This window comes from Stenotrophomonas sp. PD6, from assembly GCF_049199305.1.
In the GTDB taxonomy this organism is placed as follows: domain Bacteria; phylum Pseudomonadota; class Gammaproteobacteria; order Xanthomonadales; family Xanthomonadaceae; genus Stenotrophomonas.
In genome coordinates, this window is the sequence record NZ_JBLZQD010000003.1 from 59,408 (window position 1) to 74,640 (window position 15,233).

Sequence of the window (15,233 nt, forward strand, 5' to 3'; positions counted from 1 at the left end):
GTCGGTGATGCCCGTTACTTCTTCTTGGCGGGGGTCGGGGTCGCCGGGAGCGGCTCGCCGCCGTGGCGCTTGGTCATCCACCACTGCTGCAGCAGACCCAGGCTGCCGTTGACCACCCAGTACAGGACCAGGCCGGACGGCATGAAGGCCATCATGACGCCGAAGATCAGCGGCATCATCTGCATCATCTTGGCCTGCATCGGGTCCATGCCCGGTGCCGGGGTCAGCTTCTGCGTGGCCCACATCACTGCCATGTTGATCACCGGCAGGATGAAGTACGGGTCGCGTGCGGTCAGGTCCTGGATCCAGCCCAGCCACGGGGCCTGGCGCAGTTCCACCGACTCGACCAGCACCCAGTACAGCGCGAAGAAGATCGGCATCTGGATGAGGATCGGCAGGCAGCCGCCCATCGGATTGATCTTCTCCTTCTTGTACAGCTCCATCATCGCGGTCTGGAACTTCTGGCGGTCATCGCCATAGCGTTCCTTCAGCTGCGCGATGCGCGGCTGGAAGCGACGCATCTTGGCGCCGCTCTTGTACTGCACCGCCGACAGCGGGTACAGCACCAGCTTCAGCAGCACCACCAGGCCGACGATGGCCCAGCCCCAGTTGTTGACGACCTTGTGGACCTGGTTCAACACCCAGAACAGGCCCTGGCCGATCACGGCCATGATCGAGAAGCGGCTGTAGTCGACCACGCGGTCCAGGCCGGGCACGTCTTCCTTGGCGATCTGGTTGACCAGCTTCGGGCCGACCCACAGGCGCGCTTCGCTGCTCACCTGCTGGCCCGGGGCCACGGTGAACGCCGGGCCGGTGGCCTGGATCTGGTCGCGGCCGTCATGCTGGCTCAGCGCGTAGTTCGCCGCCTGGTCCTTCTGCGGGATCCACGCGGTGAAGAAATGGTGCTGCAGCATGGCCACCCAGCCACCGGTGACCTGCTGGTTGACCGGGCCGTCGTCCAGGTAGTCCTTGAAGGCGCGGCGCTGGTACTTCTTCTCGGCATCGAACCAGGTCGCGCCGTTGAAGCTGAAGGAGTCCGGGTTGGTCATGCTGCGCGACAGGATGGTCGGCGTGCGGTCCAGCGTGCGGTAGACGTAGCCGCTCCACGGCGTGGTGCCGGCATTGATGACCTCGTCCTTGACCTTCACCGCGTACTCGTTGCGGTTGACGGTGAAGGTGCGGCGGATGCTCACGCCGTTCGGGCCATTCCAGATGAACGGGATCTGCAGCTCGTTCTGGCCCTTGGCCAGCACGAAGTCCTTGGCGTCACCGACCAGCGTGAAGCCATTGGCTTCCGGCACCGGCATGCTCTTGTCCTGGCTGGTCCAGCCGGTCACCGCGCGGTACGGATGGGTCGGCTCTTCGGTCAGCAGGCGCACCGGCGGGCTGCCGTCGGCCTTGGTCTGCGGGAACTGGAGCAGCTCGGCGTCCAGCACCGTGCCGCCATCCAGCACCAGGCGCAGCACGTCGGTGGTGATGGTCACGCGCTGCGCGCCGGCCTGGGCCTGCGCCGTCGTCTGGGTCGCCGGGGTGCTGCCCGGGGCATTCGGCACATTGGCGCCGGGCACGGTGCCTGCCGCACCCGGGACGCTGCCCTGGGTCTGGGCGGCCACGGGCGCCGTGGGCGTCGGCGCGGCGGTGTCGCGGCCCCACTGCATCCACAGCAGAACGGCCACCATCAGCCAGGCAACAATCAGGAAAACGCGGGTCTGGTTCATCAGCGTGCTGGCTCGACGTGGCCGGCAGCAGGTGCCGGCTCGGACTGGGAATGGGGTGCAACCCCGGGCGGCGGCATTGTGCCGTCCGCGCCCGGCATGGGCAATGTGCCCAACCGGCGAAGCAGGCGTTCGAAGGCCTGCCGGATCTCGGTATTGCTTGCGGTACGCGCGGCACTACGGGCGACGACGACATAATCGCCGGCACTCAGCCACGGCCGTAGATGGCGTGTGGCATCGCGCAGCACACGCTTGACTCGGTTGCGACCCACGGCTCGGGGGTCGACTTTGCGCGAAACGGCAAGACCCAGCCTGGCTGGCGTGTCGCTCTTCAGCCAGTGCAGGGTCATCAGCGGTTCGGACACACGGCGGGCGCCGTTGAAGACCGTTGTATATTCGGCACGCGTACGAACACGCGCAGAGCGAGGGAATCGCTTGCGCGGGTCGGAACTGCTCACAGTCAGGATTGCGTCTGCCGCGGGAAGCGGCATTGCAATCAAGCGCTCAGGACTTTACGGCCCTTGGCGCGGCGACGCGACAGGATCTTGCGGCCGTCAGCGGTCTTCATACGGGCACGGAAGCCATGGTCGCGCTTACGCTTGAGGTTGCTGGGTTGGAAAGTGCGCTTGGTGGCCATGCGGGCCTCTATATGAAGGGGACGGAAAGAACCGGAAATTCTATAGACCTACCCCGGGTCGCGTCAAGCCTGTGTCACTACGGGATTTCACCGGGCTGTGCAATAGCTGTGGATCATTTTGTGAATAACTTTGGGACAACCATTCCCGGACCCCCGCGTCGGTGGTAGTCTGCGCCATCCATTCTTTCCCCTTCCGGCCTTCGGTGCGGCGGTTTCCCACGCCTGTACGCTGGCCCCAGACGATTATTGCCGATGGATGCCTGGTCCCGTTGTCTCGAACGCCTTGAAGCGGAGTTCCCGCCCGAGGACGTTCACACCTGGTTGAAACCGCTGCAGGCTGATCTGCGCGCGGACTGCCTGGTGCTTTATGCGCCAAACGCCTTCATCGTCGACCAGGTGCGCGAGCTGTACCTGCCGCGCATCAAGGAACTGTGGGCGCATTTCGCCGGTTTCGGCGACGTATTTCTTGAAATCGGCTCGCGCCCGCGGGCCGTGGAGGCGCAGATTGCGCCGAATTCGGCCCCGTTTGCGCCGGCCGCCGTGGCCGAGCCGCTGGTGCCGTTCGCCGGCAACCTGGATTCGCACTACACCTTCGCCAACTTCGTGGAAGGCCGCAGCAACCAGCTGGGTCTGGCCGCGGCGTTCCAGGCGGCCCAGAAGCCGGGCGACCGTTCGCACAATCCGCTGCTGCTGTACGGCGGCACCGGCCTGGGCAAGACCCATCTGATGTTCGCGGCCGGCAATGCCATGCGCCAGGCCAATCCGGCCGCCAAGGTGCTGTACCTGCGCTCGGAACAGTTCTTCAGCGCCATGATCCGTGCGTTGCAGGAAAAGAGCATGGACCAGTTCAAGCGCCAGTTTCAGCAGGTGGACGCGCTGCTGATCGATGACATCCAGTTCTTCGCCGGCAAGGACCGAACCCAGGAAGAGTTCTTCCACACGTTCAATGCCCTGTTCGACGGCAAGCAGCAGATCATCCTCACCTGCGACCGCTACCCGCGCGAAGTCGAAGGGCTGGAAGCGCGGCTCAAGTCGCGGTTGGCCTGGGGCCTGTCGGTGGCCATCGAGCCGCCGGACTTCGAGACCCGCGCCGCAATCGTGCTGGCCAAGGCGCGCGAACGGGGTGCCGAGATTCCCGACGATGTGGCGTTTCTGATTGCCAAGAAGATGCGCTCCAATGTCCGCGACCTCGAGGGTGCGCTGAATACGTTGACCGCGCGCGCCAATTTCACCGGCCGCGCGATCACCACCGAATTCGCCCAGGAAACCCTGCGCGACCTGCTGCGTGCCCAGCAGCAGGCGATCAGCATTCCCAACATCCAGAAGACCGTTGCCGACTACTACGGGCTGCAGATGAAAGATCTGCTGTCCAAGCGCCGGACCCGCTCGTTGGCCCGTCCGCGCCAGGTCGCCATGGCGCTGACCAAGGAACTGACCGAGCACAGCCTGCCCGAGATCGGCGATGCCTTCGCTGGTCGCGACCACACCACGGTGCTGCACGCGTGCCGGCAGATCCGGACGCTGATGGAGACCGACGGCAAGTTGCGGGAAGACTGGGACAAGTTGATCCGTAAGTTGAGTGAGTGAGGTTGAGCGAATGATGCATGCACGCCGCAGAGGCGTCATCGCATAAAACGGTGCAAAATCCGGGTACAAGCGAGGGAGATGCTGTGGATAAAAACGACGTCGGAGTGACGACGAAAATTATCCACAGGCTTCCCCACCCCTTGGGGGGTAGTAGTGCAGAGGGTTTCAAGGCAGAAATTGCCTTTATTTACAAATACTTAGATGTGTTTTCCCGCAATTCTGGCTCTACCATCACCACCAAGCTTTTGATTTATTCCACATCTTTTTAAAGCATAGGGGCACGGAACCACATGCGTTTCACACTGCAGCGCGAAGCCTTTCTCAAGCCGTTGGCACAAGTCGTCAACGTGGTCGAACGCCGCCAGACCTTGCCGGTTCTGGCTAATTTCCTGGTCCAGGTCCAGAACGGCCAGCTTTCGCTGACCGGTACGGACCTGGAAGTGGAAATGGTGTCGCGGATCGCGGTGGAAGATGCCCAAGACGGCGAAACCACCATCCCGGCCCGGAAACTGTTCGAGATCATCCGTGCCCTGCCCGATGGCAGCCGGATCACCGTCTCGCAGAGCGGCGACAAGATCACCGTGCAGGCCGGTCGTAGCCGTTTCACCCTGGCAACGCTGCCGGCCAATGACTTCCCGTCGGTAGACGAGGTCGAAGCCACCGAACGCGTGGCCATCGGCGAGGCAACCCTGAAGGAACTGATCGAACGCACCGCGTTTGCGATGGCCCAGCAGGACGTGCGCTACTACCTCAACGGCCTGTTGTTCGATCTGCGCGGCGATGCGCTGCGCACCGTTGCCACCGACGGCCACCGTCTGGCGCTGTGCGAAACCGAGCTGGAGAAGACCAGTGGCGCCAAGCGCCAGATCATCGTGCCGCGCAAGGGCGTGACCGAGTTGCAGCGCCTGCTGGAAAGCGGCGATCGCGAGATCGAGCTGGAAGTTGGCCGCAGCCACGTTCGGGTCAAGCGCGACGATGTGACCTTCACCTCCAAGCTGATCGATGGTCGTTTCCCGGATTACGAGGCGGTGATTCCGATTGGTGCCGACCGCGAAGTGAAGGTCGACCGCGAGGCGCTGCGTGCTTCGCTGCAGCGTGCCGCGATCCTGTCCAACGAGAAGTACCGCGGTATCCGCGTGGAAGTCTCGCCGGGTAACCTCAAGATCAGCGCGCACAACCCGGAGCAGGAAGAGGCCCAGGAAGAGATCGAGGCGGACACCACCGTCAGCGACCTGGCCATCGGCTTCAACGTGAACTACCTGCTGGACGCGCTGTCTGCCCTGCGCGATGAGCACGTAGTGATCCAGCTGCGCGATTCGAACTCCTCGGCCCTGGTTCGTGAAGCCAGCAGCGAGAAGTCGCGTCATGTGGTCATGCCGCTGCGGCTCTGACCTGATCTGGTTCCACGTGGAACGTGATCTGGAAAACCCGGCCTGAACGCCGGGTTTTTTTTATGGTTCCACGTGGAGCATTGGATGGGTTGGCGTTGGGATCCGTAGAGCCACGCCATGCGTGGCTGCTCTCCGTTCTTGCCTCTTGCACACCTGACGAACGGCTTCGGCAGGTCTAAACGTCGGACGGAGTGCGGGTCACCGATGTCGATCCGATCCTGGACGGTTGTGCCGCGCTTCGCGCGGTGTCCAGCCATGGGCAGGACCTACGAGCTGCTACGTGCCCATCTGGATTTGGGTGAATCGACACCTGGAAACCAGGCCGCGGTTGCTTCCTGCTTTTGGCTCCCCGCTTGGCCCCGGATCACAGCTCTAAGCTTTTAAAAACTGTATATAAATCTAAAGCTAGGTGGTGGTGGTAGGGCTAGATTTGGTTGAAAAGTACCTTAAGTTGTTGAAAATATTGATTTATATGGGGTCGAAACCCCCTGTAGAAAGGCCCTTGAGCCTGGGGTTGAACCTGTGGATATCTTTCATGGGTCTCCCTAGCCTCTTTTTTATCCACAGACTGCACATAGGTTGTGCATAAGTCATACATGCCCCCTGTGGACAGTGAAATAACAGGTCGTCGTTTTCTTTGAAATCTGTAGAGGCCCAGCCTTGGCACGGATTCAGATTTCAAAGAATCAGACTCCTCGGCTGCCGCGAAGAACAGCTCCCCCGGGAAAACCGCGCAATTTTCTTGAAATCTGCAGGACCGCAGGCCTGCCCTGCGCGCAGATTTGAAGGAATTCAGACCTGTTGCGAAGGGGGCGCTCTCTCCACGTGGAACCGTTCTGCGGCATTCCACCGCCTGTACGAGGGACTCGGCAGTGGGGCTACCAGATCACGGGGATGCAGTAAGCTGATCGACTGACTCCCACGCCCACCGCCTTCCCTGGCGTCGATCGATCTGCATGCACATCCGCCGCCTGTCCCTTCACCAGATCCGCCGCTTTGACCACGTGGAACTGGCCCCGCAACCGGGAATCAACCTGATCACCGGGGATAACGGGGCCGGGAAAACCAGCGTGCTGGAGGCCTTGCACGTCATGGCCTATGGGCGCAGCTTCCGCGGGCGGGTCCGCGACGGCCTGGTCCGCCAGGGGGCCGATGCACTGGAGGTGTTTGTGGAGTGGGACGAACAGCGCGCAGGCGCCGACACCTCCACGCGGCGCAAGGCCGGCCTGCGTCACAGCGGCCAGGACTGGAAGGGCCGGCTGGACGGCGAAGATGTGGCCCAGCTTGGCAATCTCTGCGCGGCGTTGGCGGTGGTGACCTTCGAGCCGGGCAGCCATGCGCTGGTCAGCGGCGGCGGAGAACCGCGCCGCCGGTTCCTGGATTGGGGGTTGTTCCACGTGGAACCAGACTTCCTGGGACTCTGGCGGCGCTATTCGCGCGCCCTCAAGCAACGTAATGCGCTGCTCAAGCAGGGCGGGCATCCCCACGCCCTGGATGCCTGGGACCACGAACTCGCCGAGGCCGGCGAGCCGTTGAACAGCCGCCGCCAGCACTACCTCGAGCGTCTACAGGACCGCACCGTGGTGCTGGCCCAGGAGTTGGCGCCCACACTGGGCATCCAATCGCTGACACTGAGCCCGGGCTGGCGCAAACAGGAGCTGTCGCTGGCCGATGCCCTTCTGCTGGCGCGGGAACGCGACCGCCAGGCCGGGTACACCTCGGTAGGGCCACACCGGGCCGACTGGAGTGTGGGCTTCGCCGCCATTCCGGGGCGCGACGCCCTCTCGCGCGGTCAGGCGAAGCTCACCGCCCTCGCCTGCCTGCTGGCCCAGGCCGAGGACTACGCCGAACAACGCGGCGAATGGCCGGTGATCGCCCTGGACGACATCGCCTCCGAGCTGGACCGCAGCCATCAAGGCCGTGTTCTGGACCGCCTGCGCAACGGGCCGGCCCAGATATTCATCACCGCAACAGAGACCCCTACGGCGCTGATCGACCGCACCGACATCACCCGGTTCCACGTGGAACATGGGCAGGTCCAGCTTGTGCCATAGTGCCGCAGGGCCCGACGCGCCCGGCTGGTATAATTGCTGTTGCAACCCCTTATCCATCGGTGCCCCGCCCTACGGCGGCGGCCCGAACTGCGGAGCCTATGGCAAGCGCAATGACTGAAGAACAGAACACCCCGGCAACGAGCGGCAACTACGACGCCAACAGCATCACCGCCCTGGAAGGCCTGGAGGCGGTCCGCAAGCGTCCTGGCATGTACATCGGTGATGTCCATGACGGCACCGGTCTGCACCACATGGTGTTCGAGGTTGTCGACAACTCCATCGACGAGGCCCTGGCCGGCCACGCCGACCACGTCGCGGTCACCATCCATGCCGATGGCTCGGTGTCGGTGTCCGACAACGGCCGTGGTATTCCGACCGGAAAGCACGAGCAGATGAGCGGCAAGCTCGGCCGCGACGTGTCCGCCGCCGAAGTCGTGATGACGGTCCTGCATGCCGGTGGCAAGTTCGACGACAACAGCTACAAGGTTTCCGGCGGCCTGCACGGCGTCGGCGTCAGCGTGGTCAACGCGCTGTCGCAGAAGCTGACGCTGGACATCTTCCAGAGCGGTTTCCACTTCCACCAGGAATACGCCGACGGCGCCGCCGTGGTTCCGCTCCAGCAGGTTGAAGCCAGCACCAAGCGCGGTACCACCCTGCGCTTCTGGCCGTCGGTGAAGGCATTCCACGACAACGTCGAGTTCCACTACGACATCCTGGCCCGCCGCCTGCGTGAGCTCTCGTTCCTCAACTCCGGCGTCAAGATCGTCCTCAGCGACGAGCGCGGCGACGGCCGTCGCGATGACTTCCACTACGAAGGCGGCATCCGCAGCTTCGTGGAGCATCTGGCGCAGCTGAAGACCCCGCTGCACCCGAACGTCATCTCGGTCACCGGCGAATCCAACGGCATCACCGTGGATGTGGCGCTGCAGTGGACCGATTCCTACCAGGAAACGATGTACTGCTTCACCAACAACATTCCGCAGAAGGACGGCGGTACCCACCTCGCCGGTTTCCGCGGCGCGTTGACCCGTGTGCTCAACAATTACATCGAACAGAACGGCATCGCCAAGCAGGCCAAGATCAACCTGACCGGCGATGACATGCGCGAAGGCATGATCGCCGTGCTGTCGGTGAAGGTGCCGGACCCGAGCTTCTCCAGCCAGACCAAGGAAAAGCTGGTCAGCTCGGACGTGCGCCCGGCCGTGGAGAGCGCGTTCGGCCAGCGCCTGGAAGAGTTCCTGCAGGAAAACCCGAACGAAGCCAAGGCCATCGCCGGCAAGATCGTCGACGCCGCGCGTGCGCGCGAAGCGGCGCGCAAGGCCCGCGACCTGACCCGCCGCAAGGGTGCGCTGGATATCGCCGGCCTGCCCGGCAAGCTGGCCGACTGCCAGGAAAAGGACCCCGCACTGTCCGAGCTGTTCATCGTCGAGGGTGACTCGGCAGGTGGCTCGGCCAAGCAGGGCCGCAACCGCAAGAACCAGGCCGTGCTGCCGCTGCGCGGCAAGATCCTCAACGTGGAACGCGCCCGCTTCGACCGCATGCTCGCCTCGGACCAGGTCGGTACGCTGATCACCGCACTGGGTACCGGCATCGGCCGCGACGAATACAACCCGGACAAGCTGCGCTACCACCGCATCATCATCATGACCGACGCCGACGTCGACGGCGCGCATATCCGCACGCTGCTGTTGACGTTCTTCTACCGGCAGATGCCGGAGCTGATCGAGCGCGGCCACGTCTACATCGGCCTGCCGCCGCTGTACAAGATCAAGCAGGGCAAGCAGGAGTTGTACCTGAAGGACGACCCCGCGCTGGACGCCTACCTGGCCAGCAACGCGGTGGAAAATGCCTCGCTGATTCCGGCCGACAATGAGCCGGCCATCGAAGGTGTCGCGCTGGAGAAGCTGCTGCTCGCCTACGCCTCGGCGCAGGAATCGATCGGCCGCAACACCCATCGCTACGATCGCCAGCTGCTCGAAGCCCTGGTCGATTTCACCCCGATGGACCTGGAACACCTGCGCAAGGCCGGTGCCGATGAAGGCCTGGCCGCACTGGCGACCCGCCTCAACCGGGGCAGCCTGGGCTCGCCGCGCTTCAGCCTGGAACTGCAGGAACCCACCGACCAGCGCCCGGCCGCCGTGCTGGTCACGCGCCGCCACATGGGCGAAGAGCTGGTCCAGGTGCTGCCGTTGTCGGCCTTCGAAACCGGCGAACTGCGTGCCCTGCACCAGTCCTCGCTGCTGCTGCATGGCCTGGTTCGCGACGGTGCCAAGATCGTGCGCGGTGCCAAGTCTGGCGAGATCTCCAGCTTCTCCGAGGCGCGCAACTGGCTGCTGGACGAAGCCAAGAAGGGTCGCCAGATCCAGCGCTTCAAGGGCCTGGGTGAAATGAATCCGGAGCAGCTGTGGGACACCACCGTGAACCCCGATACGCGCCGCCTGCTGCAGGTGCGGATCGAAGACGCGGTGGCTGCCGACCAGATCTTCAGCACCCTGATGGGCGATGTGGTGGAACCGCGCCGCGACTTCATCGAAGACAACGCGCTGCGGGTTGCCAACCTGGATATCTGACACAATCGGCACAAGGCCGGCCGGTTGCGACCTGCAACCGGCCCGGCCGCCGCCTATTGCTGCCAGGAACCCGATGTCCGCTACTGCCCCGGCGTCCGCTACGCCTCCGCTGCCGCCTGTCTTGCCGCAGCCTCCCCCGCGAAAGCCCGGCTCCCCGCTGGCGGGTTTCCTGATCGATTTCGGCCTCGCCGCCCTCGCCCTGCTGGCGCTGAGCATGCTCGGTGGCCTGTTCTGGGGCCTGTACCGCGCGGTGGTCGTGGCGCGCCAAGGGGGCGTCAGCCTCGATGAAGGCCTGGTCCAGCAGGTGGGCCAACCCGGTGCCCTCGCGCAGATCCTGATGGCCTTGTTCGCCACGGGCGGCGCAGCACTGCTGTTGTACTTCCTGCGCCGGCGTGCCGATGGCCCCGAGCGCACCGCCTCATTGCAGGCCGCGCGTCGGCCGTCCACCTGGGGCTGGACCCTGGTCGTCGCCGCTGGCGTGGTGATCGGCAGCAACCTCATCGCGTGGCTGGCCAAGCAGGGCGGCGTTGAACCGGTACCCACCAACCTGGCGTTGATGGAGCAGGCCCAGGCCCGCTTCCCCTGGTTCCTGGCGCTGTTCGCGGTCGTATTGGCACCGGCCTACGAAGAACTGCTGTTCCGCCGCGTACTGTTCGGCCGCCTGCTGCAGGCCGGCCGCCCCTGGCTGGGCATGCTGCTCAGCAGCCTTGCCTTTGCTCTGGTGCACGAAGTGCCTGGCACGAGCGCCAACGGCCCGTGGGAAATTGCCCAGCTGTGGCTGGTCTATGGCGGCATGGGCGCCGCCTTCGCCTGGCTGTACCAGCGTACCGGCACCTTGTGGGCGCCGATCGTCGCGCATGGGCTGAACAATGCCATCGCGCTGGGCGCGCTGATGTTCCTGGGCATGCACTGACCGCGTCGGCTTGACGAAACCTTACATCCACCCCCGCCACACTGCGGACATGAACACGGGAGTCCCCGCCTTGAAACCCTTGTTGCTTGGGCTTGCCATCACGCTGCTGGTCAGCGCCTGCGCCACCACCACCTCGCCCACCGGGCGCCGGCAGATGGTGGGCGGCGTATCGCAGGCAGAACTGGATCAATTGGGCGCGCAGGCCTTCGCGGAGACCAAGCAGAAAGAAAAGGTCAGCACCGATGGCCGTCAGAACGGCTATGTGCAGTGCGTGGTGAATGCGCTGGTCGCGCAGCTGCCGCCTCAGTACCGTGGCGTACGGTGGGAGACCGCCGTGTTCGTCGACCCCGAGCCGAATGCGTTCGCCCTGCCCGGCGGCAAGGTGGGCGTCAACACCGGCATCTTCACCGTGGCCAAGAACCAGGACCAGCTGGCCGCCGTGATCGGGCATGAAATCGGCCACGTCATTTCGCGCCACCACGAGGAACGCCTGACCCGCCAGATGGGCACGCAGACCGGTCTGGCCGTGCTCGGCGCGCTGGCCGGTGCCGCTTATGGCGAGGGCGCGGCCAGCACCGTCAACCAGCTCGGCGGTGCGGGCGCCCAGGCCGCGTTCCTGCTGCCGGGGTCGCGCACCCAGGAAAGCGAGGCCGACGTGGTCGGGCAGCGGCTGATGGCCGACGCCGGCTTCGATCCGGCCCAGGCGGTCAATCTGTGGCAGAACATGATGGCCGCCAGCGGCGGTCGTTCGCCGCAGTGGCTGTCCACCCACCCCGATCCAGCCAACCGGATCCGGGAACTGCAGCGCGATGCCCCGGCCCTGAGCGGCGTGTTCCAGCAGGCCCAGGCCGCCGGGCGGCGTCCGAAGTGCGGGTAATACGACTAAAGGATGCTGTATTGCAGCATCGGAAACGATTTCTCACGCCATCGGTTTCTGATACGTTTGGCGGCTCAGATTTTTCTGACAGTCCGTTTTGACCCCGCCGCGGCGGTTCGATCGAGGTGAAAGATGATTTTCAGCAACCACAAGCAAGCCCTGCTTACCGTTCTCATCGCGACCGCCATCGGTGGCGTCATGGTTACCGACGCTGTCGCCCAAAGCCGCTCCGCCGACCGCAACAGCGATCGTCGTGGTGGCAAGCAGTCCTCGGCCAAGGCTGAGGCGCTGTACCCGCAGGCAACCCGTGCAGAGCCGGACATCAAGGCCTCGCCGAAGCTGGGCAAGCAGTTGCAGAAAATGATCGACAGCTACAACGAGCAGAAGCTCCCGGAAACCCGCGCGCTGGCCGACGAGATCCTGGCCAACAGCGCCGCCAACGCCTACGACAAGTCGCTTGCCGCGCAGCTGGCTGCCCAGGCCGCCTACCAGACCGACGACAACGCCGCCGCCAAGAAGTACCTGCAGCAGGTGCTGGACCTGGGTGGCCTGGACAACAACGGCCACTTCCAGTCGATGGTGATGCTGGCCCAGCTGCAGATCCAGGACGACGAGACGGCCGTTGGCCTGGCGACCCTGGACAAGTACTTCGCTGAAAGCAAGTCGACCAAGCCGGAAGAGCTGATCATCAAGGGCCAGGCCCTGTACCAGCTGGAGCGCTACCAGGACGCCATCCCGGTGCTGAAGCAGGCCATCGCCGGCGCCGGCGCCGACGCCAAGGACAACTGGCGCCAGCTGCTGATGGCTGCCATGTCCGAAGCCGGCCAGACCGGTGAAGCCGTTGCGGAAGCCGAAGCGATTGCCAAGCGCAATCCGGACGACAAGAAGGCCCAGATGAACCTGGCCAGTATGTACATGCAGGCCGACCAGATGGACAAGGCCGCCGGGATCATGGACACCCTGTACAAGTCCGGCAAGCTGACCGACGAGCGCGAATACAAGCAGCTCTACTCGATCTACGCGAACACCGAGAACAAGGAAAAGGAAGTCATCACCGTCATCAACGACGGGCTGCAGAAGGGCATCCTGAAGCCGGACTACCAGGTCTACCTGGCCCTGGCCCAGGCGTACTACTACTCCGACCCTCAGCAGGCCGACAAGGCGATCGAAGCGTGGCAGAAGGCCGCCCCGCTTTCCAAGGACGGTGAAACCTACTTGAACCTGGCACGCGTATTGCATGCCGAAGGTCGCATCCCGGAGGCCAAAACGGCTGCCCAGCAGGCGCTGGCGAAGGGTGTGAAGAACCAGGCAGATGCCAAGAAAATCATCAACCTGAAGTAAGTAGGAATAACGCCTGAACGCCTGCGACATTCATGCGCAGGCGCTCAGGATTGGTATAAGCTTGGAGGTTCCTGCGGTGTCATGCACCGCTGATCATGGGCTACCTGTCCCCGGGTACCCGGCCCCACTAATGAGCTCTTGGCGCATGACGGAACAACTAGTCGTTCACAGGTACGAACAACGCGATGACACCGGCCTCAGCTGGCCGCGCATCGTGGGTATCGCCTTTGTAATCGCATTGCATCTCGCCGCCCTGATGCTGCTTCTGATCCCCGCCGTGGCCCCCAAGGCCGCTACGGAGAAGGAACGCAACATCATGGTGACCCTGGTCGACGCTCCGCCGCCGCCCCCACCGCCGCCGCCGCCGCCGCCGCCGACTGAAACGCCGCCGCCGCCGGTCAAGAACCTGTCGCCGCCGAAGCCCTCGCCGGTGCCACCGCCGCCGCAGGCGCCGGTGATCGACGTGCCGGAACCGCGTCCGAACGACATCGTTACGCCGCCGTCTCCGCCGAGTCCGCCGCAGCCGCCGAGTTCCATCGAGGCCAGCGTCGACATCTCGTCGAAGAACATGAACCCCCCGCGTTACCCGCCGGCCGCATTCCGCGCAGGTATCCAGGGTGAAGTCATCCTGATCATTGATGTCGATGCCAATGGCAACGTCACCAATGTGTCGGTCGAAAAGTCCAGCCGTAACCGTGACCTCGACCGCGCCGCGATGGAAGCAGCTCGCAAGTGGAGCTTCCGTTCTGCGGAGTCGGGCGGGAAGAAGGTCGCAGGTCGCGTTCGCGTCCCGGTCAACTTTGCGCTGAACTGACAGTGGTGGGTGGCCCGCCGGCCACCGCCCTGCCGGTTATTTACTAGCAACACCATTCATCACCACACACAACAAAGGTAAGCGTCATGCTGCAGGAACTCTTCATCGCCGCTGCTGCCGGGGGCAACTCTGGGAACGCCCTCTCGCAGATGGGCTTCGAACACCTTCTCCACGAAATGACCACCAAGCCGGGTGATTTCGCGGTCTCCTGGGTCGTGCTGCTGACCCTGGTCGTCATGTCGGCCATGTCCTGGTACTGGACTGTCATCAACATCTTCCGTGCTACCCGCCTGAAGAGCGCTGCCGACAAGGTCGTGAGCCTGTTCTGGGATACCCCGAACGCGCAGGACGCCATCCGTGCGATGGAAGAACAGCCGGCATCCGAGCCGTTCTCGAAGATCGCTCTGGACGCTGCCCAGGCAGCTGCCCACCACCAGCGTGCCGAAGGCGGCGCAACCGGTGGCCTGGGTGAGAACCTGAGCCGTTCGGAGTTCGTCGACCGCGCCCTGCGTCAGGCCGTGACCCGCGAAAGCAACAACCTGCAGTCGGGCATGACCCTGCTGGCCACCGTCGGCGCAACCGCTCCGTTCGTGGGTCTGCTCGGTACCGTGTGGGGCATCTACGGCGCGCTGATCAAGATCGGTGCAACCGGTTCCGCCTCGATCGACGCCGTTGCCGGCCCGGTGGGTGAAGCCCTGATCATGACCGCCATCGGTCTGTTCGTGGCAATCCCGGCCGTGTTCGCCTTCAACTTCTTCAGCAAGATCAACAGCGCCACGATCAGCAAGTTCGATACGTTCGCTCACGACCTGCACGACTTCTTCGCCACCGGTTCGCGCGTCCGCTAATTGCGACGCGCTGTACCCAGCGAGAACGTAGTCAACACGATCTAGACGGAGCCCGTTATGGCTTTCAGTAGTGGTAACAGCGGCGGCCCCATGGCCGACATCAACGTTACGCCCCTCGTGGACGTGATGCTGGTGCTGCTGATCATCTTCATCATCACGGCGCCCCTGATGTCCCACAAGGTCAAGGTCGACCTGCCCGAGGCGAACCTGGTGCAGAAGCCGGAAGATGCGGCTGATCGCAAGGGTCCCATCACCCTGGCGGTGAAGGAAGACGGCTCGATTTACTGGAACGACGAAGAGATCGACAAGCAGACTCTCGAGTCGCGCCTGGCGACCGCCGCCCAGCAGACCCCCCAGCCCCCGCTCAATCTGCGTGGTGACCGCACCACCAAGATGCGTGTCATCAACGAGATGACCAAGATTGCGCAGGAGCAGGGCATGCTCGACGTTGGCTTCGTTGCCACCAAAGAGAAGGGGCAATAAGCC

General features: G+C 64.0%; 14 protein-coding genes. 11 read left to right on the forward strand and 3 right to left on the reverse strand.

Annotation, left to right across the window (positions count from 1 at the left end; all coding sequences use genetic code 11):
* Positions 1–14: 14 nt before the first annotated feature.
* From yidC to rpmH, 3 genes are read right to left on the reverse strand one after another with little or no spacing between them, the layout of a single operon-like run.
* The gene (yidC, locus tag ACOZHM_RS06060) at positions 15–1,718 is read right to left on the reverse strand and encodes a membrane protein insertase YidC (RefSeq protein WP_421568189.1); all 1,704 of its coding nucleotides are present in this window, start codon (positions 1,716–1,718) and stop codon (positions 15–17) included.
* Positions 1,718–2,206 carry a ribonuclease P protein component gene (gene rnpA / locus ACOZHM_RS06065; RefSeq protein WP_421568190.1) on the reverse strand — a complete coding sequence of 163 codons (489 nt, stop codon included), beginning with the start codon at positions 2,204–2,206 and terminating at the stop codon, positions 1,718–1,720. Before rnpA ends, yidC begins: the two co-directional genes overlap by 1 nt.
* Before the next feature lie 5 nt (positions 2,207–2,211).
* A complete protein-coding gene (gene rpmH / locus ACOZHM_RS06070) occupies positions 2,212–2,352 on the reverse strand; it encodes a 50S ribosomal protein L34 (RefSeq protein ID WP_006404565.1) in 141 nt (46 codons plus the stop codon).
* A 252-nt stretch (positions 2,353–2,604) separates the two neighbouring features.
* On the opposite strand from rpmH, the gene dnaA reads away from it, so the two are divergent.
* From dnaA to ACOZHM_RS06125, 11 genes are all read left to right on the forward strand, one after another.
* Positions 2,605–3,939 (forward strand): chromosomal replication initiator protein DnaA, encoded by a 1,335-nt coding sequence (gene dnaA / locus ACOZHM_RS06075; protein WP_421568191.1) that lies wholly within the window; start codon positions 2,605–2,607, stop codon positions 3,937–3,939.
* Positions 3,940–3,956: 17 nt separating this feature from the next.
* Complete coding sequence (locus ACOZHM_RS06080; protein WP_421568193.1) at positions 3,957–4,208, forward strand: hypothetical protein; 252 nt, start codon at positions 3,957–3,959, stop codon at positions 4,206–4,208.
* A 21-nt stretch (positions 4,209–4,229) separates the two neighbouring features.
* Positions 4,230–5,330, forward strand: a complete 1,101-nt coding sequence (dnaN, locus tag ACOZHM_RS06085; RefSeq protein WP_421568194.1) for a DNA polymerase III subunit beta — start codon at positions 4,230–4,232, stop codon at positions 5,328–5,330.
* A gap of 956 nt (positions 5,331–6,286) precedes the next feature.
* Positions 6,287–7,384 (forward strand): DNA replication/repair protein RecF, encoded by a 1,098-nt coding sequence (gene recF / locus ACOZHM_RS06090; RefSeq protein ID WP_421568195.1) that lies wholly within the window; start codon positions 6,287–6,289, stop codon positions 7,382–7,384.
* A gap of 110 nt (positions 7,385–7,494) precedes the next feature.
* Positions 7,495–9,954 (forward strand): DNA topoisomerase (ATP-hydrolyzing) subunit B, encoded by a 2,460-nt coding sequence (gene gyrB, locus ACOZHM_RS06095; RefSeq protein ID WP_421568196.1) that lies wholly within the window; start codon positions 7,495–7,497, stop codon positions 9,952–9,954.
* 73 nt (positions 9,955–10,027) lie between these two features.
* Complete coding sequence (locus tag ACOZHM_RS06100; protein ID WP_421568197.1) at positions 10,028–10,867, forward strand: CPBP family intramembrane glutamic endopeptidase; 840 nt, start codon at positions 10,028–10,030, stop codon at positions 10,865–10,867.
* Between the two features lie 70 nt (positions 10,868–10,937).
* A complete protein-coding gene (locus ACOZHM_RS06105) occupies positions 10,938–11,744 on the forward strand; it encodes a M48 family metallopeptidase (RefSeq protein ID WP_421568198.1) in 807 nt (268 codons plus the stop codon).
* Positions 11,745–11,876: 132 nt separating this feature from the next.
* A complete protein-coding gene (locus tag ACOZHM_RS06110; protein WP_421568199.1) occupies positions 11,877–13,085 on the forward strand; it encodes a tetratricopeptide repeat protein in 1,209 nt (402 codons plus the stop codon).
* A gap of 145 nt (positions 13,086–13,230) precedes the next feature.
* Entirely contained in the window at positions 13,231–13,899 is a 669-nt protein-coding gene (locus ACOZHM_RS06115; protein ID WP_421568200.1) for an energy transducer TonB, read from the forward strand.
* 86 nt (positions 13,900–13,985) lie between these two features.
* Positions 13,986–14,747, forward strand: coding sequence for a TonB-system energizer ExbB (gene exbB / locus ACOZHM_RS06120; RefSeq protein ID WP_421568201.1), 762 nt, complete (start codon positions 13,986–13,988; stop codon positions 14,745–14,747).
* Between the two features lie 57 nt (positions 14,748–14,804).
* Positions 14,805–15,230: an ExbD/TolR family protein gene (locus ACOZHM_RS06125; protein ID WP_392923058.1), complete on the forward strand. Its 426-nt coding sequence runs from the start codon at positions 14,805–14,807 to the stop codon at positions 15,228–15,230.
* Positions 15,231–15,233 lie beyond the last annotated feature (3 nt).

What these genes read in the sequence shown, in the direction of transcription:
- ACOZHM_RS06110 (WP_421568199.1), top strand. Translation starts at nt 11,877, where the DNA reads ATGATTTTCAGCAACCACAAGCAAGCCCTGCTTACCGTTCTCATCGCG.
- rpmH (WP_006404565.1), bottom strand. Translation starts at nt 2,352, where the DNA reads ATGGCCACCAAGCGCACTTTCCAACCCAGCAACCTCAAGCGTAAGCGC.
- recF (WP_421568195.1), top strand. Translation starts at nt 6,287, where the DNA reads ATGCACATCCGCCGCCTGTCCCTTCACCAGATCCGCCGCTTTGACCAC.
- gyrB (WP_421568196.1), top strand. Translation starts at nt 7,495, where the DNA reads ATGACTGAAGAACAGAACACCCCGGCAACGAGCGGCAACTACGACGCC.
- rnpA (WP_421568190.1), bottom strand. Translation starts at nt 2,206, where the DNA reads ATGCCGCTTCCCGCGGCAGACGCAATCCTGACTGTGAGCAGTTCCGAC.
- dnaA (WP_421568191.1), top strand. Translation starts at nt 2,605, where the DNA reads ATGGATGCCTGGTCCCGTTGTCTCGAACGCCTTGAAGCGGAGTTCCCG.
- ACOZHM_RS06115 (WP_421568200.1), top strand. Translation starts at nt 13,231, where the DNA reads ATGACGGAACAACTAGTCGTTCACAGGTACGAACAACGCGATGACACC.
- ACOZHM_RS06080 (WP_421568193.1), top strand. Translation starts at nt 3,957, where the DNA reads ATGCACGCCGCAGAGGCGTCATCGCATAAAACGGTGCAAAATCCGGGT.
- dnaN (WP_421568194.1), top strand. Translation starts at nt 4,230, where the DNA reads ATGCGTTTCACACTGCAGCGCGAAGCCTTTCTCAAGCCGTTGGCACAA.
- ACOZHM_RS06125 (WP_392923058.1), top strand. Translation starts at nt 14,805, where the DNA reads ATGGCTTTCAGTAGTGGTAACAGCGGCGGCCCCATGGCCGACATCAAC.
- yidC (WP_421568189.1), bottom strand. Translation starts at nt 1,718, where the DNA reads ATGAACCAGACCCGCGTTTTCCTGATTGTTGCCTGGCTGATGGTGGCC.
- ACOZHM_RS06100 (WP_421568197.1), top strand. Translation starts at nt 10,028, where the DNA reads ATGTCCGCTACTGCCCCGGCGTCCGCTACGCCTCCGCTGCCGCCTGTC.
- exbB (WP_421568201.1), top strand. Translation starts at nt 13,986, where the DNA reads ATGCTGCAGGAACTCTTCATCGCCGCTGCTGCCGGGGGCAACTCTGGG.